Here is a 20,242-nt window from a genome sequence, read left to right as displayed (position 1 = left end):
GCAATTTGTCGCGGCCTTTTACCTGAAGCGTTCAAGGTTGGTCACCCCTCAAGCCGCAAACACGGAGCGACAAATTGCTCTTGCGAGATCGGCCTTAAGCCATTCGGATGTCTTTGCAAGTTGCCTCTTTTGTTCGTTTTCAGTGGCTTGGGGAGTTTGCGCTAAGAACCGCTATGCCTCCCCCAACCACTCCGCCGCCTTCGCCGCCGCGCTGGCGGCGGTGAAGATCGCCCGGTTGTCGCCCTTGAGCACTTTCAGCCAGCTGGCGAGGTAGCAAGCATGATCCGGACGCGGGGTGACCGACAGGCCAAGATCGCAGCACATGAAGGCTGAGCCAAGCTCCGCGACCAGCTCTTCCATGGCATAGGCCTCGTCGCCAAAGCGCTTGCCGAAGGTGCGGGCGAGACGGTGATCGGCCCCGGTCCAGTGGACCAGCTCGTGGAGCAGGATGGCATACCAGTTCTGCTCGGCGCTGGCGGTGGTGGTAGTGAAGAACCGCTCACGGTCAGGCATGGTGATCGTGTCGGTGGAGGGCGTGTAGTGGGCGCTCTCTCCCTGAATGCGGATGGCTGCCTTCGTGCCCGCGATGAAGGCCTCAACATCGGGGATGGGATCAAAGGCCTCGGCGTCCGGCACCTCGGGCAAGGCATAGCCCTCGACCTGCGCGACGTTGAACACATGCGAGCCTTGCGCGAAGATCCGGCCCGCGCCCTCGCGCGCCTCGTCATCGCTGTCCCCGGGCTTGTCCAGAACCTTGTAGAACACGATGGGCGAGGCCTTCTCGCCCTTGCGGACCTGCGCGCCTAGTGACTGCCACTGGCGATAGGTCGCCCAGAGGCCATGCCCGAACTCCTGCGCCTCGGCGCTGGCCCAGAGGGCGAGGACATTTACGCCGCGATATGCCTTGCGGGTGACCGCATTGACGGGCCGGGTCAGCGGGGCACTGCTGCGGTGCCAGGGAAGGGTGTAATCGCCGGTGCCACGCTCCAGCGCGACGATGATCTGGTTGGTGATGGTTTCGTAGATGCTGGCTGCTGCGTTGGTGGCCATGGTTGTAAATCCTTCGTCCTGTCGTTGGGAACGCGGATGAAGGGACGGGCCGGATGGCCGGGCGGGTCAGCGGTACGCGGAACAGCCAACACGGGAGGGCGAAGCCCGAAGGAGCGGGCCGGCTGTTGATCCCGCCCGGCACGGCCTGTCACTCAAGGAGCAGTTCATTCCAACAGCGGGGCGAAGGATGCCATGGCCCGGTAGTCACGCATCACGCGATCAGCCGAGACCAGCCCCCAGAGACTTCGTCTTCGCGGCTTCCGGAGCACTGACTTCCATGGCGGTCTGCTTCTCGCCCGCGCGTTCGTGGATGGCGCGGATCAGCCGCGCCTTGTCGTCGGTTACGACAATGGCTTCGGACTTCGCGCGCGACAGCGCGACATAGAGCATCTTCTGATCGACCAGATTGGCGGAGCGGCTGTCTGCATGGATCAGGACGCGCTCGGCGGTCTGGCCTTGGGCTGCGTGGGCGGTCTGGACATAGGCATGGCGCAGATGAGGCAGCGCGCCATCAAGGATGGCGCGGAAGGTCTCGCGGTTGACCTCGCCCGACAGACACAAGGCCTTGGCACCTTCGCCCTGCCATTCGCTGGGGGAGATACCACCATCGGCGTAGTAATCGTCGGCCTCATAGTAGCTGGAGGCGGCTGCCGAACTGCCGATCGCGCCGATGGTGGCGACCATCAGACCGGCCCCTTCAGGGTGGTCGCGGGATCATCCTTGGCCGCGCCGCTGTCAGCCTTCTTCGGCATACGGTTCCACAGCATCCGGCTGATATGGGCCGGAACAAAGGCAGGATGGCGTGCTGGTCCCCGCGCATCAATGTGCTCCCGCGTCAGCTTGATCCGCCCCACTGGCAAGGCATTGGGCAATTGCAGGAAGCCGTGGTGCGGCTGCAGACGCAGGTCGCTTTCGATCACGGCCGGGCGCACCACGCGGGTGCTGCCGACCGACGTGCGCCCGCTATGTGGCCCGGTCTCGAAGCTGTCCGACGCGCTGCGCACTTCCACCTCGACATCGCCGATGTTCCGCGATGCCCATTCCCATTGACCAATCGTAGCAATTTGGGACCGCGAGGACAATGTGGGGTAGGGGACATGGGCGCTTCAGCGCGCTCCAATAATGCCTCCAGGGTTCTTACTGGCGGTTATCGACCAACATCTGTGGATAGCTTGAAGCGAATCACGCCAACAGAGGAGGTGGAGCCTATATGGAGCCTATAATGAAAATTAGGCTCCAAAGAGCACGGGCTTGGTCGCAGTTGCCCCACTAGCCACTTGAATTTATTGGGAAGTTTTGGTGGACGCACTAGGGCTCGAACCTAGGACCCGCTGATTAAGAGCTGCAATCAGAGGGTCCCAGCGCATCCGCATGGGTCCAAAAATGGCCGAAATCTGCGATTCATAGTCCGTATTGTTCTTGAAATGTTCGCCAGTATCCAGTACCAAAAGCTACCTAAGGTAGCAGGTACATATGGCGAACAAAGTTGGTTTGACGGACGCTCGGATCGCAGGCTTGAAGGCGCCTGCCACCGGGCAAATTGAGCTTGCTGATGGCATCGTGACCGGGCTCCGGCTTCGGATGGGTGCAAGCGGCATCAAGACGTACATCTTGCGCAAGCGCGTTCAAGGCAAATGGTTGAATGTCACGATCGGCCGACATGGCCCGAGCTTCACTCTTGCCAATGCTCGGCGGAAGGCGCGAGACCTTCTGGTCGATGTTGAGCAGGGCAAGAACATCGCCAGAAAGCCAGGCGCGAAAAGGAAGGGATCGAAGGGCGTCGGGACGGTCGCTGAGCTCTACGAGATTTATTTGTCTCAGCAGATCGAGGGCAAAAAACGGAGCGCGAAGGAGTTCGACCGGGTTTTCCGGAAGTACATCGAACCCGAACTGGGTGACCGTCTCGCGGATTCCATCACTCGAAGCGACGTGAGCCGCTTTGTCGAGAAGATCGCCTTCGAGCGGGGCAAGGAAACCCTGACGATGGCGCGCATCGTGTATCGCCATCTTTCGACTTTCTACACTTGGGCACTCACCAGACTCGAGCATTTGCCAGCCAATCCTTGCCGGGATGCATGGCGTCCGAAGCGAAGTGAGCCTCGCGACCGCGTACTCAGCGATCGAGAGCTCGCCGCACTGTGGCAAGCCGCTGTCGAGGATGGCTATCCGTTCGGTCATCTCGTGCAAATGCTTGTTCTCACAGCCCAGCGCCGGGGAGAGGTGCTCGACGCCACTTGCGACGAGTTCGATTTCAAGGCGAAGGTTTGGACCGTCCCAGGAGACAGAGCGAAAAACGGCAAGGCAAATGTCGTGCCGCTGTCCGCCCAGGCACTCACAGTCGTCACCGACATCTTCGCGGCCGCGGGGATCGCTCCTGACGACGCCCACAAGCAGTCCCAAATTCTATTGGCGTCCAAGGTCACCAACACAAACAGTGTCAGTGGGCTCTCAAAAGCCTGGAAGCGGATTAGGGCAAGCGTGGACGAGAATCTTGGCTATGACGCCGGTCATTTCACCATGCATGACATTCGTCGGACAGTGGCAACCGGGCTGCAGAGGCTTGGAATACCGCTGGTCGTTTCGGAAGCTGTTCTCAATCATCAGTCGGGCTCGGCAATGGCCGGTGTCGCCGGGGTTTATCATCGGCATCAGTACACCAATGAGAAGCGCGAAGCTCTCGCACTGTGGGGCAGGGAGCTTCTCCAACTCGTCGCGAAATATCCGCCGCAGAATCAGGAAGGATGACAGTCCGCGCCAATCCAGTCGGCGCGTAGGCGATCCATGCCTGCAACGACGCCTTCAACAGTCACGTTCGAACCGATGAGATCGTCGGTAACTTCCTCGCTTTCGACGATCCAAACCTCGTCCGATTTCGTGGTCAGGATCATTCCGCGTCGTCCGCGGCTCAGCATTCCCGACACGCGTATTCGACCGGAACTCACAACTAGGGGCTGGCGCCAAATCCCATGCTCCACCAGCTGGAAACCGTTCGCCCCCTCGGCAATGCGGAAGCCGTCAGGTCGCATCTCAGGTGCAGCAGCAGCCTCAGCAGCCATTTCCTCCTGCGCCTGAGCCGGGACGACGAACGCCAATCCCGCCAGCGCCGCTGTGATCGCTGCCCATCTCAGTCTCATATCTCGATTCCTTCTATGGCCGAATCGGATGAGAACATATATAGAACACTTCATGTAGGAAAACGCATTGGCAGCAGCGCAGAGCGGAGGCTGCGCGGGTGGAGGCATGTCACGATGGAGCTGCCTCATGTCCCAAGTTCACGACGCGTCACTCGAAGCTCGCGCCAGGAAGATCGTCGAGGCACTAGGTGGCACCTGGTCGCGTTCGCGAGGCATGTGTTGCTGTCCGGCCCATGTAGACCGCACCCCCTCGCTGAGCATCACGCTCGGTAAGCGTGCGATCCTGGTCCATTGCTTCGCCGGTTGCGCCAACGAGGCGGTCATCGCCGGCATGGCCAAGCTTGGCGTGCGGATCTCGGACCTGTTCGACGGTCGAGGCGGTCCGGTCGCCTCGGAGCCACGCGAGGAAGTCGCCGATCGCAATGCGCTGAGACTGTGGCGCGAGGCCTCGCTACTCGCAGGCAGCCCGGCCGCCCGCTACCTCTCGGCAAGAGGCATTACGATCTCATCTTCCGACCTGCGCTTTCATCCGCGCATGCCGCTCGGGCCCAAGGGCGCCGTGCGGTTCTTACCGGCGTTGGTGGCAGCGGTACGCAACGACGCCGGTATCCTGGCGCTGAACCGGACGTTCCTCGATCCCGACAGTGACCGCCTCGCCTCGTTTGAGCAGCCCAAGCGCTCACTCGGCAGTCCGGGCTCGGGAGCCGTACGTCTGGCATATCCGCGCGATGGCAGGCTCGGACTCGCCGAGGGCAACGAGTCCGCGCTTTCGGCGATGCAAATGTTCGACATTTCCTGCTGGGCGACGCTGGGCAACGAGCGGTTCGGCCTGGTCACGATCCCGGAATCGGTGCGCGAGCTGCATCTCTTCGTTGACAACGACGCCGGTGGACTCCTCGCCGAGGATCGCGCGCGTGAAGCCTATGCCTGCAAGGGGCGCCGGATCGTCACCCGGCGGCCCGAGCGACCCGGCGACGACTGGAACGACGTGCTGATGCGCCGGATTCGCGCGGCGGCTTGAGCCAAGCAGAGAGGAGAGTGGGCTTGGGGCCTTTTGAGGCCCCCAGACGGACTTGGGCCTCGTCAGGAGGTTTCCAATGTCCCATGCTTCTCCCGCTCTCGCCTTTACCATCCCCGCCGAACCGCAGGTTCTGGCCGCGGCAAGGTCGTTGGCTGCCCGGATCGGTGCCGATCAGGCTATCTCCCGCGCCGTGCTGAACGCCACAATGCGCGAGCATTTCGGCGGCAGCGATGCCGAAGGCCGCTGGTCGGTGCGAGATGCCCATGCCGCGCTCGAATTGGCCCAGGTGCTATTCTTGGCTGACAAGTCCGAGCTCGTCACCGCTGTGTCGCCTGAATTGGCCGATCGGACCTTTTCTCGCTTGGAAGCGCTGGTGCCGAGCCAGACCACTCGCAGCGACGAGCAGATCGAATGGCAACAGTTCGCAACGCCGCCCCGCATCGCCTGGCTCGCGGCCCGGGCCTGCGGGATTTCTGCTGGAGAATTGGCGCTAGAACGGGACTCAGCGGCTCGAGCTTGCCGGTTGGTCGGTGGCGCGGCTTGACTGGTATAAGGCGCAAGGCTGTTTTACCGAGATCATCCGCTATCAGACGCGGCTGTTCGTGCCGACGACAGGCGCTGCGGTTATCCTCGCGCGGCTTGGCCAGTAGCTAAGAAGCATATTGCCAAATGGCAGCCAATGGAATATATAGTGCCATATGGAGACTTGCCATGCTGGCTTTGCAACCCGTTGATACTGCTGCTCCGGCGTTTCGTCCGGATCCGATTACCCAGGGCGAGGCTGCCGCTATGTTCAGGGCGGTTCTCAACCTCTTTGGCAAGTGGGAACTTACCGACGAACAGGCGGCGACGCTGCTTGATATGCCGGTGCGCTCCTATCGGCGCTGGAAGGCTGAAGGGGCCGGCCGGGTTTCGCGTGATGGCGCGGCTCGCCTTTCCAACCTGATGGGCATTCACAAGGCGCTACGGATCGTCTTTTCGGACGCCCAGCGCGGTTATGCCTGGATCAAGGCAGGAAATAGCGCCTTCGCCGGATCGAGCGCACTTGATGTCATGCTCGGCGGTGAACTCACCGACATCATGCGCGTGCGCCGCTACCTCGACGCCGAGCGCGGTGGCTGGTGACGGATCCAGAGCAAGGCCCTGTTTCCCATGTTGAGTGGAAAGGCGCTGTCCGGATCCTCCGCAGCGCCTTTCCGCCGATCGACCTGTTCGAGGACATCGCCGACCCCGCTGACTGGCCGCTGCTGATCTCGGCAGAGCAAAAGACCAATCCCCGGATCATGGCGACCATCGGCAATCTGGACCTTGTGCCAGCGGACCGGAGGGTCGGCGGAAACGGTGCGTCTTATCTGATGGCGCCGTTCACCCATGTCAGCACGGACCGGCCAAGCCGCTTCACCGATGGCAGCTATGGCGTTCTCTATGTCGGAAATGCCTTCGAAACCGCTCTCTTCGAGACCATCCATCACCATGCCCGGTTCATGGCCCGCACCGCCGAAGAGCCCGGTTGGACCTCTCAATTCCGCGAGATTGTTCTTTCGGTCAGTGCCGATCTGCACGACCTGAGAGGAACCGAGCCCGCCAATCCAGCCCTTGATCCCGACAGCTATGTGGCATCCCAGAGGCTTGCGGCAGCCCTTAGAGCGGGTGGGGCCGATGGCATAGTCTATCCGAGCATCCGGCATCCGGGAGCGGAATGCGTCGGACTGTTCTATCCTGACTGCGCATCCGAACCCGTTCAGGGGCGCCATCTCGACTATCATTGGGATGGGATGCGCGTCGATCTGGTGCGCGATGCGGGGACGGGTGCGGTCTTTCGCGTGGTTGATACTGCCTGAGCCATTGAGGTTTTTTTGGCGAGATCTAGACGACCGACATTGGGACAGGCCGTGTAAAAACGCGTTGGCAGACGAACGGCGCTGGTTTCGGATTTGCGCGGAAGGTTGCAGTTGACCCTCAGTTCTGGATTGCGGCGATCATCGCTGGAACGCCGAGGATGGCGATCAGCCTTTTGAAGTTATAGGCCAGGATGTGGAGGCTGGCTTCCGTTCTGACGTGTTTCAGTGTCTTCATTTGGAAGTGGGTCGAGCCCATCCAGGATTTCAGTGTGCCGAACGGATGCTCGACCGTCTGTCGGCGGATCCGCATGGCCTCTGGCCTACGATCGAGGCGGCGCTCCATTGCCTCAACGACTGCCTCATGCTCCCATCGTCTGACCCGCCGCTCCTTGCCGGTCGTGCATTGATCATGGAGCGTGCAGGTCTGGCAGTTCGAGCTCCAGTAGCTGTGCATGGTCAACCCGTCCTCGACCGACGTGTAGCGATAGATCAGATCTTCGCCGGCGGGGCATCGATAGACGTTCTCTTGTTCCAGATAGACGAAGTCCGGTTTGCCAAAGCGACCTTGCGCCTTTGAACCGGAGGTAAGCGGTCTGGGCACAAAGGCAGTGATGCCCATGCCCTCGCAGGTCCGGATATCCTCGCCCTTGAAGTAGCCCTTGTCGGCAATGGCATCCAAAGCCTCCACGCCCATCACATCCTTGGCTTTCGCCGCCATGGGTGAGAGTTGCCCGCGATCATAGCCGGTGTTCAAAAGCTCGTGCGCGACAATGAGGTGGTGCTCGGCATCGACGGCCGCCTGCAGATTGTAACCGACGATACTTGTGCCGCGGCCCGCGCTCGCCATGGCGCGCGCGTCCGGATCGGTCAGCGACACCTGCTGGTCCGGCGCATTCCGGACTTCCTCTTCGCGCGCCGCCAGGTCCCGCAGTTGCGCACGCAACCGGGCGATCTTCTCCGTCAGGCGCTTCGCCTTCGGCTCGGCAATGTCGCTTTCGTCGCGGTCCGCACGATCAAGCGCGTCGAGATACCGGTCGATATTGTCCTGCACCTGCTTCACCCGCGAGGTGACCTTCGCGGCGGTGTAATTCTTGTCGCGGTTGTTGACCGCCTTCATCTTGCTGCCGTCTATCGCCACGACCGCACGCGTGAACAGACCCAATTGCCGGCACAGCACGATGAACTGGCTGCACACAGATCGGATCGCACCGCCGTTTGCCCGGCGGAAGTTGGCGATTGTCTTAAAGTCGGGCGCCAATCGCCCCGTGAGCCACATCAACTCAATGTTCCGCTGGGCTTCACGCTCGAGGCGTCGGCTCGACTGGACCCGGTTCAGATAGCCGTAGAGATAGATCTTGAGCATCGTCGCTGGATGATACGCGGGGCGGCCCGTCTCAGCCGGCATCATTCCAGCGAACTCCAGCGCGTTCAAATCGAGCACATCGATGAAGGCCTCGATTGCACGAACAGGATTGTCTTCCGGCACGTAATCATCGAGCGATGCTGGCAGCAAATAGTCCTGCCGGCGGTCTTCACCTTGGATGAAACGGCCCATTCCAAAGCCTCCCAAAACGCGAGAGAACCATAGCATATTCCAGCGTTTTTACACAGCCTCGGGACTTTGCTACCATTCCTTGGCCATGCTCCAAACGGCAGAGATTGCCGGAAGCGGACATTTGACGCTTGGTCAGCTTGGTGCATAGGATCCATACTTGAGAATAAGGCGAGCGGTAGCGAGCCGATCCGTCGCATTGCGAGAGGCAGGACCGCGATTACCGTAATCGATGGGATCATCCATCGGCTACATCTCTCCTGACGGCTGACTATTACTGACGCAATTCCACGCTGCTCGCTGGATGGCTTATTGCTCAGCGGACGGCACAAGCCCGAAATGACGACGATAGGCGGCAGTGAACGCAGAGGCGACGGCAAAGCCGACACGATAGCCTCAGCGATGCTTTTTCGACAGTCGCCCTTTTGCCGTTGCGCTGAGGGCAACACCCGTTGTCCAATGATCGATACCGGTCCCGATCGGGGCTCCGCTAAGCGCCCCCCGAACCGATCGAGGGGGACTTTGGTGAAGCGCATTCTACTGGCCGGGCTGGCCACCTGTACGAGCACAGCGGCCTTCGCGCAGGGCGCTCCCACCGAATCGGGGGCGGACGAGATCATCGTTACCGGCACGCGCACCGAAGGCCGCGCCGCGCTCGCCTCGTCCGCCCCGATCGATGTCGTCAGCGGCGACGCGATCACCGAGAGCGGCCATCCCGATCTCGGGCGTGCGCTCAACTTCCTGCAGCCATCGATCAATTTTGCCCGCGCCGCGACCACGGCCACTGCCGCGAACACCAAGCCGGTGACCCTGCGCGGCCTTTCGCCCGACCAGACGCTGGTGCTGATCAACGGCAAGCGGCGTCACGCCAACGCCGTGCTCAACGTCAACAATTCGATCGGGCGCGGATCGGCGGGCGTCGATCTCGACACCATTCCCGAGAACGCCATCGCCCGGATCGAGATCCTGCGCGACGGCGCGGCCGCCCAATACGGCTCCGACGCCATCGCCGGGGTCGTCAACATCATCCTCAAGTCCGACAGGTCGGGCGGCGCCGGCGAGTTGATGGGCAGCGTGACCGAGGAGGGCGACGGCGAGACCGCGCTCGCCAGCCTCAGCGCGGGGTTCGCACTGGGTCCGGAAGGGCATCTCACGGTAAGCGCGTCGGCGCGCCATCAGCGGGCGACCAATCGCGCCTTCGTCGACCAGCGTTTCGGGCGCGTGACCTACCGGATCGGCGATCCCAAGGCGACCGTCGCCAGCCTCGCGCTCGACGCCGCGCTGCCGCTGGGCGCGGCCGAACTCTATGCCTTCGGCACGCTGACCCGGAAGGTGTCGAACAACGCGGCGGGCTTTCGCATCCCCGGCTTCTCGCCGATCCATCCTGGTGGCTTCCTGCCGATCATCGAGCCGAAGATCTGGGACGCGGGCGCGACGATCGGGCTGCGCGGCGAGATCGGCCCGGTCAGGGCGGATTTCAGCCAGAGCTTCGGATCGAACAAGGCCGATTTCCGGGTGTTCGACACCGCGAACGTCTCGCTCGGCGCAGCGAGCCCCACCGACTTCGATTCGGGCGGCGTCACCTATCGCCAATATGTCAGCGACCTGACCTTCGCGCTTCCGCTGGACGGCGTCCTGGCAGGCGGCAACGTCGCCGTGGGCGGGCAGTACCGCCACGAGAGCTACAAGATCCGCAACGGCGAACGCGATGCCTGGTTCGGTCTCGGCGCCGATGGCTTCGCCGGCTTCAACCCGCGCAACCCGACCGACGCCAGACGCGACGCTTATGCCGCCTTCCTCGACGTCGAGTTGCGCCCGGTGCGGCCGCTGCTGCTCGGCGGCGCGGTGCGCTATGACCACTATGACGATTTCGGCGGCAAGGCGACCTGGCGCGCTACCGCGCGGCTGGACCTGGCCGAGGGCGCGGCGATCCGCGGCACGATCGGCACCGGGTTCAAGGCGCCGTCGCTGCAGCAGCAGTATTTCAGCGCCGTCCAGGGCGCGCTCAGCGCCGGGCAGCTCGTCACCGTGGGGACGTTGCCGGTCGCCGATCCGGTTGCACGGGCGCTGGGGGCCAGCGACCTCAAGCCCGAACGATCGCGCAACATCACGGCGGGCGTCGTGTTTGGCCCGATCGAGGGATTCTCCTTCACCGCCGACTATTTCCATATCCGCATCCGCGACCGCATCGCGCTGAGCGAGCAGCTTGGCGGCGCGGCGGTGGCGGCGATCCTGGCCGGGGCCGGGATCACCAATTTTCAGCAGGCCCGCTTCTTCACCAATGCCGTCGATACGACCACGCGCGGCGTCGAGGCGACGGCGCGCTGGCAGGGCGAACTCGCACCCGGCACCCGCCTGGCGCTCGCCGCAGGCTATGGCTGGTTCGAAAGCCGGCTGGATCGGTTGCGGCCCAATCCCGTGCTGCCCTCGCTTCCGCTGCTGAGCCGGAAGTCGATCCTGTTTCTGACCGAGGCGCAGCCGCGCAGCAAGTTCACCTTCCAGGGCAAGCTGACGCATGGCCCGTTTGACGCTGCGGTCAACGTGGCGGCTTTCGGCACCTATACGTCGGCGCCGCTGGCCAACGCCCAGACCTTCGGCGGCAAGGAGACGGTGGATGTCGCTACGGGCTATGCCATCCTGCCTGCGTTGCGCCTGACCGCAGGCGTGCAGAACCTGTTCGATGCCCGGCCCGACGAGATCGATGAGCAGGCCAGCTTCATCGCCGCGACCGGCGGCAGTTTTCCGACGGGTGAGGAAACGCCGATCGGGCTCAACGGTCGGACCTGGTATCTGCGGCTTTCGGCGCGGTTCTGATGCCTGATCGGCGCAGCCTGCTGAAAGCGGCGGCGGCTTTGGCGGCGAGCCGCTTCATCGGCGCGGCGGCGGCGCGACCGGCAGCGCAGCCGGTCCGGCTCGCCGGCGATCCCTTTGCTCTCGGCGTCGCCTCGGGCGAGCCCGCCACCCACGGCTTCGTGCTGTGGACCCGCCTTGCGGGCCTCGGCGCAGATGCCGAGGTCGGCTACGAGATCGCAGACGACGAGGGCTTCCGGCGTATCATCCGCACGGGGCGGGCGCTTGCTCCCGTCGCGCGCGGCGGCGCGGTCCACGCGGAGATCGGCGGGCTGCCTTCGGGGCGCACCTTTTTCTACCGCTTCCATTTCGCCGGGGCTGTCAGCCGGACCGGACGCACCGCGACGATCGCGCGGGCGCCGCAGCGCCTGCGACTGGCGCTCACCTCATGCCAGCACTGGGAGCACGGCTGGTTCACCGGCTACCGCGACATGATCGCCCAAGGCGCTGAGGCCGTCCTGCAGGTGGGTGACTACATCTATGAGAAGTCCTTCGGCGCCGGTCCCGACGTTCGCGCCTTCGGCACGCCCGACCCGGTTTCGCTCGCCGACTACCGCACACGCCACGCGCTGTACCGCAGCGATCCCGATCTCGCCGCTGCGCATGCCGCGATGCCGTTCATCGTCACCTTCGACGATCACGAGGTCGAGAACGACTATGCCGGCGCAGGCGGCGGGGTGACGGCCGATCCAGTGGCGTTCCTGCGGCGCCGGGCGGCAGCCTACCAAGCCTATTTCGAGCATATGCCGCTGCGCCCCTCGGCCCTGCGCGCGGACGGCGAACTGCGCCTTTACCGCCGCTTCAGCTGGGGCGATCTTGCTTCCGTTCATGTCCTCGACACGCGCCAGTATCGCAGCGGCCGCCCATGCCCGGCCGTGGCGGAGCGCGGCGCGCGCGTGGCGGTCGATTGCCCCGAAGCACATGCGCCGGCCGAAACGATGCTCGGCGCCGCGCAGGAAGCCTGGCTACGGCGCGTGCTGGCATCCGAACGCGCGGGATGGAGCCTGATCGCCCAGCAGACCTTCTTCTCCCGGCTTTTCCTGCCGCAGGGCGAGGGAGCGCTCTACACCGACATCTGGGACGGCTATGCCGCGACGCGCCAGCGCACGCTCGCCAGCCTTGCGCATCCCGCCGTTCGCAATGCCGTGCTGCTCGGCGGCGACGTGCACTCCTTCTGGCTCAACGACGTGAAGCGCGATTTCGCCGATCCGGGCACCTCCGTGGTGGCCGCCGAAGTCGTGACCTCTTGCCTCGCATCGCGAAACGGGCCTGCCGCGCTGTTCGAGACGGCGAAAGCGCTCAACCCGCACGTTCGCTTTCACGACAACGCCCACGCCGGTTATGTGCTGCTCGCAGTCGCGCCCGAGCGGATTGAGATAGATCTGCGGGTGGTGGCGAACCTCGCCGACCGGCGATCGCCGTGCTTCTCGATCGGCCGGCACGCGATCGAGAACGGCAGACCCGGCATTGCCTGAACGCGACTGTCGCATTTCTGTGACATGGAGGGGCTATGCGCGGTCCATGCTGCGCAATGCTCCGTCGCTCGAATCCATCGAGATATTCGTCTCGGCCGCACGCGGGCAGAGCTTTCGCGCGGTGGGGCGCGGCCTCGCCTTGAGCCCATCGGCCATAAGCCGGCGCATCGCCGCGCTCGAAGCCTTCCTCGGTGCCGCTCTGTTCGATAGATCCGGGACGGTCCCTGCGCTGACGGCGGAGGGCAAGCGCTACCTCGCGCTCGTCGAGCCGGCGATGCGGACGATCCAGGGCGCGACGCTCGCCCTGCGCGAAGGCGAATCCGGGCGCCTTACGGTGGCGGCCTCGCACAGCTTCGCTACAACGTGGCTGATGCCGCGCATTGCCGAACTTCGGCACGATCACGGCATCGAAGTTGAGATCGTGCCGACCCGCTCGTTCGACGTCCTTCGTTCTGGCGAAGCGCAGATCGGTATATGGGGCGGTCTCGATGCGCCCGAGGACATGATCGCAGAGCATTTGTTCGATGCCCCGGCGCTGCCCGTCTGCGCGCCGCGGCTGGCCGATGGCCGGCCTCCTCCCGCGACCGACGCCGAACTGCGTGACTATCCGTTGTTGACGGTGAAAGCGCCCGCCGGGTTGTGGCCGCGATTTTTCGCCAGCGTGGGGCTCTCGCCGAGCCGGCTGGAGACTCGTGAGCACGCGACACTGCAACTGATGTACGAAGCCGCACTCGCCGGCATCGGTGTAGCCCACGCCTTGCCGCTCATTGGCGAGGCCTTCCTTCATTCCGGCAGACTGATTCCCTGCGCCGGACCGGCGCGGTCGCTCGGCGAAAGCTATCGCCTGTTCAGGCCCGTCAATCGCCTCGTCCGCAAGCCCGCGGAAGCGCGGTTCACGCGCTGGCTAACGAACGCGGTCGGAGAGTCGGTAGCGAGATTCAAGGTGCTTCACGCCGACCATCGGGAGTTCGCCCCGGCTGATTTTGAAACACGGCAGTATCGTGGCCGTCAGAGCGGATTGGCCATGACAGGCTCATGCTGACCGGCGATACAGCTGGCAGGTTGCCGGGGGTATCAAAAATGCGTCACCTCAAGTCCTGGTTGCCGATCAGCGCTGTGCTGTTGATCGCGCTGACGATCTGGCTTTCACCGGCAGGCGCCGGCGATGCTGCCGCGATCCCGACCTCGGCTTCGTTCCAGGAACGCCAGTGCATGGAGCGCGGCTGGAACCGCGCCACGGTGAACGTCGCCGGCCAGCCCCGCGAACTGCTGTGGAAGGGACCGCCAAGTGTTTGGCGCAAGGGCGCCATCATCCTCATGCATGGCGGCGGCGGCGAGCATTTCCAGTGGTGCGTGGCCAATGCCCGCATAGTGGCGCCGCAGGTCCGGTTCAGCGAGCAGGCGGTTGCGGAGGGCTTTGCCGTCTTTCTGCTCAATTCCTCCGACCGGGTGACCGACAACGAAAGGCGCGTCTGCGGCAAGATCTGGGACGATGAGGTTCGGGACCGCGCCAATCTGGACCTGCCGTTCATCGGGGAAATCATGCAACGCACGATTCCGCAGGCGCGGCCGGCGGGTAGCCAGGAGGCGATCTTTTTCACGGGCCTTTCCTCGGGCGACTACATGACGGTGCGCGCGGCCACGCATTTCAACGGGCTGGTCACTGCTTTCGCGCCGGTCTCCAGCGGCGATCCCTATGGCTGGCGCAGGGTGTGCGAAGCAGGCCTTTCGCCGCGCGCGAAGGTCAACGGCGCGGGCTATGACAACGAGACCGGCAAGCAGATCATCGAACCTGCTTCCTGCAAGGCGGGGAGTTATCCGAACGAAGCCCCCTGGGATGACGGCGGAGCCAAGGCAAAGCCGGCATACCGCCTGTTCCATCATGAGATGGATGGCATCAACGACGCCTCCTGCGCGGAAAAGGCGGGACGGCAGCTGCGCGCGCATGGCTATCCGGGGGAGCCGGACTTTCTGTTGAAAGGCGGACGGCGCAGCCTGATGAACCATCTCTGGCAGGATGAATACAACCAGCCGATCCTGGATTTCTTCGCAAGGCAGTTGGAGGCCGAAAAATAGGCGGTGTCCCGCCTCAGAACTCCAGCAGACACTCCACCGCATCGCCTTCGCCGATCCCTTCGGCGCGGCGGATCGTCGCCTTGATCGGCAGGAGCCAGCCGCCGCTCTTCTGCGGGAACACCGAGGTCAGCCAGCGGCTCTCGCCGACCCGCGCCGTCACCCTGATCGAACCGAACCCCCGAGCAGCGCCTGACTCCAGACGCCGCATCAGCCGGGTGGCCGAAAGAGCCTCGCCGGCCGCGCCATCGATGGTGAGGAAGAACCAGTTCCCGCTTTCCCCCGACCAGCGCCGCAGCGTGCCGGTATGTTCGATGCGCTCCATGGCCAGCCTATGCCGCCGGGCGGCCTCCATCCGCAAGGCTGGTCCGAACGTCCTGACATCATGCTGTCAGCAGCACCTCGCTAGTCCTCGGTCGCACAGCAGCAGAAAAGGACGTCCCATGTACACCCTCCACATGAACCCCTGGTCATTCTATTCGCGCCGGGTGATCGCCCTGCTCACCGGGTGCGGCATTCCCCATGAGCTGCGCGTCGTGGACATGATGGCGGGCGAGCATCGTTCCGCCGCCTTCCTCGCGCTCAATCCCAATGGGCAGGTACCGGTGCTGATCGACGGCGACCTGGCGTTGGCGGAGAGCAACGCGATCCTGCGCCATCTGTGCAGGGCGAACGGCCTCGACGACTGGTATCCTGCCAATGCCCATGCGCGCGCACTAGTCGAGCAATGGCTGGACTGGACGCAGTGCCGGCTGGCGCCGGCAACCTCCGACATCGTCTTCAACACGATGTTCGCAGGCGATCAGGCCGATCAAGGTGCCATCGCACGCGGGCGGAATCTGCTCGCAGTGCTGGCACCGATTCTGGAAGCGCACCTCTCCCAGTCCGCCTGCGTCGCTGGCCCCGCACCGACGATCGCAGACCTCGCGGTCTTCTCCTGCCTCTCGCAGCTGGGACTGGTGGAGGCACGGCCTGCTATGCCCTCGATTTGCGCATGGTATGATGGCATGGCAGCGCTCAAAGGCGTGGCCGCGGCCGAAGGGCTGATGGAAGGAGCCATGGCGGCATAGGAAGTCGGAAGAAACGATGCGCCGGGCGGACCGCCTGTTCCAGATCATCCAGATCCTGCGCGGCAGCCGCCGCCCCGTCACGGCGCGCGAACTGGCGGACGAACTGGAGCGTGATCCGCGCACCATCTACCGCGACATGGCGGACCTTCTCGCCAGCGGAGTCCCGGTGCGCGGCGAGGCGGGCGTGGGCTATGTGCTGGAGGCGGGCTACGACCTGCCGCCACTGATGCTGACACCCGACGAGATCGAGGCGGCGCTGCTCGGCGCGCAGTGGGTGATCGAACGCGGCGACGCCGCACTCGCACGCGGAGCGCGCGATTTGGTCGCCAAGCTGCATGCGATCCTGCCGGCTGATCTGCGCAGCCTGGCCGACGGATCGGGCTTACTGGCAGCGGGCGACGCGCGCGGCATGGTATCCGACGCCATCGACATGCAGGCCCTGCGCCGCGCCATTCCCGAACGCCGCAAGCTCGCCATCGGCTACCGCGACGAACAGGGGCGAACCAGCGAACGGATCGTCTGGCCGATTCATATCGGCTATTTCGAGAAAGTGCGCCTCATCGTCGGCTGGTGCGAACTGCGCGGCGCGTTTCGCAACTTCCGGTCAGACAGGATCGCATCAGCAACGATCCTACCGGAATGCTTTGCGCCCTCGCTTCACAAGCTGCGTCGCGCTTGGCGGGAGCAGGAGGATCGCGCACGGGCGACGCCATCCGGAGCGCACGCGTCCTTGGTCAATCTGAACGCGACCGGGTAATGCACGGCGACCGAACGGCTGCGCTGAATCATGGCCTTGGTTGAGGTACCATCACGGCATCAAGCAGATCGGCGGCTTTTCCCGCGATATCTGCCGTTCATTCGGAAACTTCGAATGGCACAACCTGGTCGGAAGCTGCCGTGACCAGCAAACAGCCAAGGACCAAGCCTTTCTAGGTCGAGAACTTGAAACTGCGAATCCGCCAGGGTCCAACTGGAGAACTAAGAGAGAGGGGAGGAGGCTTTGCCCTGATTGAGCCGGTTGGGCGTCGATGGTCGATGCGCTGGGCTCGCAATCAGGAGTATGTGCCATGATCAAGACGATCCCGCTGAACAAGCTGGTTCCTTCGCCACGCAATGTTCGCCGCCATAGTGACCCGGCGGCCGACGCCGAGCTCAAGGCCAGTATTGCCGCAAGAGGCCTGCTGCAGAACCTCATCGTGCGCCCGGGTGCCAAGGGCAAGTTCGAGGTCGAGGCCGGCGAGCGCCGCCGCAAGGCGATGCTGGCGCTGGCGGACGACAAGGTCCTGCCCAAGGATCAGGAAGTGACCTGCCTCGTGCTCGAAGACACTTCCGAAAGTGCCATCGAGACCAGCTTGGCGGAGAACTTCCACCGTCTGGCGATGAACCCGGCCGACGAGGCCCAGGCCTTCGCATCGCTGATCGAGGTGGGCGCCTCGATCGAGGATGTGGCGCGCCGCTTCGGCCTGACCGTCCGGTTCGTCGAAGGCCGTCTGCGCCTCGCCAAGCTCGCGCCGGCCGTGTTCGAGGCGCTGGCTTCGGGCGAAATCACGCTCGACCTCGCCAAGGCATACGGTGCCACTTCGGACCAGGCAATCCAGGCCCGGGTCTTCGAACAGGTCTCGACCGGCTACTATGCCCCGAACCCGGACTCGATCCGCCGCATGGTGCTCTCGGGCACGGTGCGAGGCAGCGACCCCCGTGCTCGGCTCGTTGGGCGCGATGCCTATATCGCTGCTGGTGGCCTGATCGAGCGCGAGTTGTTCGATGACGAGGACAGCGAAGCCTGGGCCGATGTTGCGTTGCTGGAGACCCTCGCCGCGGCAAAGATGGAGGAACAGGCCAAGGTCCTTGCCGAAGAGCAGGGCCTCGCGTGGGTCAAGCCGACGCTCGATCCCTACGCCAGCCATGATCTCGTCGATGGCCTCGTACGGCTTCCGGCCGAACCTGCGCCACTCACCGAAGCCGAACTCGCCCGGCTCGATGAACTCGACACTTCCTATGACGAACATGCCGCGATCCTCGAAGATGAGGACAGTGCAGAGGAAGCCGTGGCCGCGGCGGAAGCGGCGATCGAGGCGATCGAACGCGAGTGTCAGGATATCCGGGCTCGTCCGCCGGTGATCGCGTCCGAACTCAAGTCTGAGGCAGGGATGATCCTCGTACTGTCGCGCGATGGCACGCCGGTGCTCCAGCCGGTGTACTACGGCGAACGGGAGGTCGACGGCGGAAACGATGACGCGGTCGAGATCGTGTCGGGCGAAGTCGGGGAGGGCAAGCGCCGCACGGCGCTGTCGAAGCGCCTCGTCGACGAACTTGCGATGCAGCGCCGCGACGTCCTCGCGCTCCATGTCGCGTCCGATCCCGGTCTCGCGCTCGACCTGATGGTCTTCACGCTCGCCGACGCCGATACGCTCGACTACCGGGCGCGTTCGGCAACGACACTGCGGGGCGGCACACCTTCCGGCCCGATCATCGGTTTTGAGGCAAAAGATGCCGCAGCAAGCGCCTCGCTCGCCGAGTTCAAGTCAGGCCTCGACGAGAACTGGCGTGGCGGCGCGGACGTGTCGGAGCGGTTCGACCGCTTCCGGGCGCTTTCCGACGAAGCCCGTGCCGCCTGGCTCGGTCACGTCGTCGGCCGCACCCTGGAAGCAAGTCTCAACATGGCCGGCGAACGCAGGATCGACTTCCACGATCATCTCGCCACCCTCATCGGCATCGACATGGCCGCCTGGTGGCGCCCGACCGCGGTGAACTACTTCGACCGGGTGTCGAAGGCGGTGATCCTCGACGCGCTGGCTGCGGTCGGCGGTCCGGACCTGTCGAGCCGGTTCGCCTCGGTCAAGAAGGGTGATCTCGCGATGAGCGCCGAGCGCGTCTTCGCCGGGACCTACATCACCGAAGTCGAGGTGCGCGAACGCGCGCTCGCCTGGGTGCCCGAGGTCATGCGCTTTGCGGGCGCCGGAACCGTCGAGGTCGAAGCGGACGATGCGCAGATCCCCGAGCCCGCCGGCGAAGCCGTTTCGAGTGCCGAAGGCGCCAACGACGACAATCAGACCCCTCGCGAGCTGGCTGCCTGACCTCCTCCTGACAGGTAGACGACTCGCCCCTCTGAAGCGGTCCCTTGGCTTCGCCCAAGGGGCCGCTTCCTTCTTGGGAAGAGAGCGGAGGGAGCTCGAGGCTGAGCGGAGCTGACCGGCGAACCTGCCGGCAGACCACATCAGGAGACACCTCATGGCTTATCGCAAACCCTCGCCCGGCGGATTGTCGCCCGCGACCCGCATCACCCAGGAGATCATCGCCCGACTCGAAGCCGGGACCAAGCCGTGGGTCCAGCCCTGGCGCGGCGTGCCCGTGTCGCGACCCTTGCGTGCTTGCGGCATTCCCTATCGCGGCATGAACGTATTCTGGCTGTGGATGGTCGCCGACATGTGCGGCTACGCCTCGCCGTACTGGATGACCTACAACCAGGCCAAAATCCTCGGCGCCCAGGTCCGCAAGGGTGAGAAGTCGACCATCGCCATTTTCTACAAGAGCTACACCAAGGAGGTCGAAGCGCCCGATACCGGCGAGAAGAGCGACCAGGCGCGCCGGGTGCTGAAGGCCTATCCGGTGTTCAACGCCGATCAGGTCGAGGGCCTGCCCGAGCGGTTTCATCCAGCCGTCTCGCTCGAACTGGTCGAACCCCAGGGGCGCGAGGCGGAGCTCGATGCCTTCTTTGCCGCGATCCCCGTCAATCTGCGCCTCCAGGGCTGCGAGGCATACTACGAGCCAACCCCTGACCGTGTGACCATGCCGCCCGCCAGCCTTTTCTCCGGCTTCGACCACTACTACGCGACGCTCGCGCATGAGCTGTCGCACTGGACGGGTCATTCCAGCCGCCTGGCGCGCGATCTCAAGAACCGCTTCGGCACGGCGGCCTACGCCGCCGAGGAACTGGTCGCCGAACTCTCAAGCGCGATGCTCGGGGCCGAACTCGGTCTGCCGGTGACGCATCTCGACAGTCATGCGAGCTACATCGAGCATTGGCTGAAGCTCCTGCGCGAAGACGACCGCGCAATTCTCACTGCTGCGGCCAAGGCTGAGGAAGCCTCAAGCCTGCTGCTTAAGCTAGGCGGACGAATGATCGCAGATGCCGCCGAAGAACCCGAAGACGTCGCACTCGCAGCCTGACGGAGG

At 64.2% G+C, this 20,242-nt stretch carries 19 protein-coding genes and 1 tRNA gene; 13 read left to right on the top strand and 7 right to left on the bottom strand.

From position 1 onward, the window contains the following. Positions 1-171: 171 nt before the first annotated feature. From U4960_RS09305 to U4960_RS09290, 4 genes are all read right to left on the bottom strand, one after another. Positions 172-1,050, bottom strand: a complete 879-nt coding sequence (locus U4960_RS09305; protein ID WP_324260371.1) for an ArdC family protein — start codon at positions 1,048-1,050, stop codon at positions 172-174. Between the two features lie 219 nt (positions 1,051-1,269). Beyond that, positions 1,270-1,734, bottom strand: a complete 465-nt coding sequence (locus U4960_RS09300) for a relaxase domain-containing protein (protein WP_324260370.1) — start codon at positions 1,732-1,734, stop codon at positions 1,270-1,272. Then, positions 1,734-2,132: a type IV secretion system DNA-binding domain-containing protein gene (locus tag U4960_RS09295; protein ID WP_324260369.1), complete on the bottom strand. Its 399-nt coding sequence runs from the start codon at positions 2,130-2,132 to the stop codon at positions 1,734-1,736. Before U4960_RS09295 ends, U4960_RS09300 begins: the two co-directional genes overlap by 1 nt. Positions 2,133-2,347: 215 nt before the next feature. After that, positions 2,348-2,429: transfer RNA gene (locus tag U4960_RS09290), tRNA-OTHER, on the bottom strand. Positions 2,430-2,523: 94 nt separating this feature from the next. Between U4960_RS09290 and U4960_RS09285 the strand changes: the two genes are divergently transcribed. Next, positions 2,524-3,795 carry a tyrosine-type recombinase/integrase gene (locus U4960_RS09285; protein WP_324260368.1) on the top strand — a complete coding sequence of 424 codons (1,272 nt, stop codon included), beginning with the start codon at positions 2,524-2,526 and terminating at the stop codon, positions 3,793-3,795. Here the strand turns inward: U4960_RS09285 and U4960_RS09280 are convergent. After that, positions 3,783-4,184: a DUF5818 domain-containing protein gene (locus U4960_RS09280; protein ID WP_324260367.1), complete on the bottom strand. Its 402-nt coding sequence runs from the start codon at positions 4,182-4,184 to the stop codon at positions 3,783-3,785. The genes U4960_RS09285 and U4960_RS09280 overlap by 13 nt on opposite strands. Before the next feature lie 127 nt (positions 4,185-4,311). Between U4960_RS09280 and U4960_RS09275 the strand changes: the two genes are divergently transcribed. The 4 genes from U4960_RS09275 (at position 4,312) to U4960_RS09260 (ending at position 7,046) form a co-directional block, all read left to right on the top strand. Then, on the top strand, positions 4,312-5,205 hold the full coding sequence (locus U4960_RS09275; protein WP_324260366.1) for a DUF7146 domain-containing protein: 894 nt from the start codon (positions 4,312-4,314) through the stop codon (positions 5,203-5,205). A 76-nt stretch (positions 5,206-5,281) separates the two neighbouring features. Further along, positions 5,282-5,749, top strand: a complete 468-nt coding sequence (locus tag U4960_RS09270; RefSeq protein WP_324260365.1) for a hypothetical protein — start codon at positions 5,282-5,284, stop codon at positions 5,747-5,749. 167 nt (positions 5,750-5,916) lie between these two features. Then, a complete protein-coding gene (locus tag U4960_RS09265) occupies positions 5,917-6,330 on the top strand; it encodes an MbcA/ParS/Xre antitoxin family protein (protein ID WP_324260364.1) in 414 nt (137 codons plus the stop codon). After that, positions 6,327-7,046: an RES family NAD+ phosphorylase gene (locus U4960_RS09260; RefSeq protein ID WP_324260363.1), complete on the top strand. Its 720-nt coding sequence runs from the start codon at positions 6,327-6,329 to the stop codon at positions 7,044-7,046. The genes U4960_RS09265 and U4960_RS09260 overlap by 4 nt, the downstream gene beginning before the upstream one ends. Positions 7,047-7,164: 118 nt before the next feature. Here the strand turns inward: U4960_RS09260 and U4960_RS09255 are convergent, their stop codons facing one another. Continuing rightward, a complete protein-coding gene (locus tag U4960_RS09255; protein WP_324260362.1) occupies positions 7,165-8,601 on the bottom strand; it encodes an IS1182 family transposase in 1,437 nt (478 codons plus the stop codon). A gap of 522 nt (positions 8,602-9,123) precedes the next feature. Between U4960_RS09255 and U4960_RS09250 the strand changes: the two genes are divergently transcribed. From U4960_RS09250 to U4960_RS09235, 4 genes are read left to right on the top strand one after another with little or no spacing between them, the layout of a single operon-like run. Continuing rightward, positions 9,124-11,412 carry a TonB-dependent receptor plug domain-containing protein gene (locus U4960_RS09250; protein WP_324260361.1) on the top strand — a complete coding sequence of 763 codons (2,289 nt, stop codon included), beginning with the start codon at positions 9,124-9,126 and terminating at the stop codon, positions 11,410-11,412. Then, a complete protein-coding gene (locus U4960_RS09245) occupies positions 11,412-12,923 on the top strand; it encodes an alkaline phosphatase D family protein (RefSeq protein ID WP_324260360.1) in 1,512 nt (503 codons plus the stop codon). The genes U4960_RS09250 and U4960_RS09245 overlap by 1 nt, the downstream gene beginning before the upstream one ends. Positions 12,924-12,969: 46 nt before the next feature. Beyond that, on the top strand, positions 12,970-13,965 hold the full coding sequence (locus U4960_RS09240) for a LysR substrate-binding domain-containing protein (RefSeq protein ID WP_324260359.1): 996 nt from the start codon (positions 12,970-12,972) through the stop codon (positions 13,963-13,965). 38 nt (positions 13,966-14,003) lie between these two features. Continuing rightward, positions 14,004-14,999: a hypothetical protein gene (locus U4960_RS09235; RefSeq protein ID WP_324260358.1), complete on the top strand. Its 996-nt coding sequence runs from the start codon at positions 14,004-14,006 to the stop codon at positions 14,997-14,999. Positions 15,000-15,012: 13 nt separating this feature from the next. Here the strand turns inward: U4960_RS09235 and U4960_RS09230 are convergent, their stop codons facing one another. Then, entirely contained in the window at positions 15,013-15,321 is a 309-nt protein-coding gene (locus U4960_RS09230) for a DUF1905 domain-containing protein (RefSeq protein ID WP_324260357.1), read from the bottom strand. 118 nt (positions 15,322-15,439) lie between these two features. On the opposite strand from U4960_RS09230, the gene U4960_RS09225 reads away from it, so the two are divergent. The 4 genes from U4960_RS09225 to U4960_RS09210 all read left to right on the top strand — a co-directional run bounded on the left by U4960_RS09225 (position 15,440) and on the right by U4960_RS09210 (position 20,236). Then, a complete protein-coding gene (locus U4960_RS09225; RefSeq protein ID WP_324260356.1) occupies positions 15,440-16,066 on the top strand; it encodes a glutathione S-transferase family protein in 627 nt (208 codons plus the stop codon). 16 nt (positions 16,067-16,082) lie between these two features. Next, positions 16,083-16,823, top strand: a complete 741-nt coding sequence (locus U4960_RS09220; protein ID WP_324260355.1) for a helix-turn-helix transcriptional regulator — start codon at positions 16,083-16,085, stop codon at positions 16,821-16,823. Between the two features lie 310 nt (positions 16,824-17,133). Next, positions 17,134-19,143, top strand: a complete 2,010-nt coding sequence (locus U4960_RS09215) for a ParB/RepB/Spo0J family partition protein (RefSeq protein ID WP_324260354.1) — start codon at positions 17,134-17,136, stop codon at positions 19,141-19,143. 154 nt (positions 19,144-19,297) lie between these two features. Next, entirely contained in the window at positions 19,298-20,236 is a 939-nt protein-coding gene (locus U4960_RS09210) for an ArdC family protein (protein ID WP_324260353.1), read from the top strand. Positions 20,237-20,242: the final 6 nt, after the last annotated feature.

Origin of the sequence: Altererythrobacter sp. H2, assembly GCF_035319885.1 — a bacterium.
GTDB lineage: Bacteria > Pseudomonadota > Alphaproteobacteria > Sphingomonadales > Sphingomonadaceae > 34-65-8.
Note: the sequence above shows the minus strand (reverse complement) of the source record. Positions and strands in the feature narration are given on the sequence as shown.

Bases quoted from the DNA above. Each gene is read 5' to 3' on its own strand.
- U4960_RS09255 (WP_324260362.1), bottom strand. From the start codon at position 8,601: ATGGGCCGTTTCATCCAAGGTGAAGACCGCCGGCAGGACTATTTGCTG.
- U4960_RS09275 (WP_324260366.1), top strand. From the start codon at position 4,312: ATGTCCCAAGTTCACGACGCGTCACTCGAAGCTCGCGCCAGGAAGATC.
- U4960_RS09300 (WP_324260370.1), bottom strand. From the start codon at position 1,734: ATGGTCGCCACCATCGGCGCGATCGGCAGTTCGGCAGCCGCCTCCAGC.
- U4960_RS09265 (WP_324260364.1), top strand. From the start codon at position 5,917: ATGCTGGCTTTGCAACCCGTTGATACTGCTGCTCCGGCGTTTCGTCCG.
- U4960_RS09305 (WP_324260371.1), bottom strand. From the start codon at position 1,050: ATGGCCACCAACGCAGCAGCCAGCATCTACGAAACCATCACCAACCAG.
- U4960_RS09235 (WP_324260358.1), top strand. From the start codon at position 14,004: ATGCGTCACCTCAAGTCCTGGTTGCCGATCAGCGCTGTGCTGTTGATC.
- U4960_RS09240 (WP_324260359.1), top strand. From the start codon at position 12,970: ATGCTGCGCAATGCTCCGTCGCTCGAATCCATCGAGATATTCGTCTCG.
- U4960_RS09220 (WP_324260355.1), top strand. From the start codon at position 16,083: ATGCGCCGGGCGGACCGCCTGTTCCAGATCATCCAGATCCTGCGCGGC.
- U4960_RS09245 (WP_324260360.1), top strand. From the start codon at position 11,412: ATGCCTGATCGGCGCAGCCTGCTGAAAGCGGCGGCGGCTTTGGCGGCG.
- U4960_RS09285 (WP_324260368.1), top strand. From the start codon at position 2,524: ATGGCGAACAAAGTTGGTTTGACGGACGCTCGGATCGCAGGCTTGAAG.
- U4960_RS09210 (WP_324260353.1), top strand. From the start codon at position 19,298: ATGGCTTATCGCAAACCCTCGCCCGGCGGATTGTCGCCCGCGACCCGC.
- U4960_RS09230 (WP_324260357.1), bottom strand. From the start codon at position 15,321: ATGGAGCGCATCGAACATACCGGCACGCTGCGGCGCTGGTCGGGGGAA.
- U4960_RS09280 (WP_324260367.1), bottom strand. From the start codon at position 4,184: ATGAGACTGAGATGGGCAGCGATCACAGCGGCGCTGGCGGGATTGGCG.
- U4960_RS09225 (WP_324260356.1), top strand. From the start codon at position 15,440: ATGTACACCCTCCACATGAACCCCTGGTCATTCTATTCGCGCCGGGTG.
- U4960_RS09270 (WP_324260365.1), top strand. From the start codon at position 5,282: ATGTCCCATGCTTCTCCCGCTCTCGCCTTTACCATCCCCGCCGAACCG.
- U4960_RS09215 (WP_324260354.1), top strand. From the start codon at position 17,134: ATGATCAAGACGATCCCGCTGAACAAGCTGGTTCCTTCGCCACGCAAT.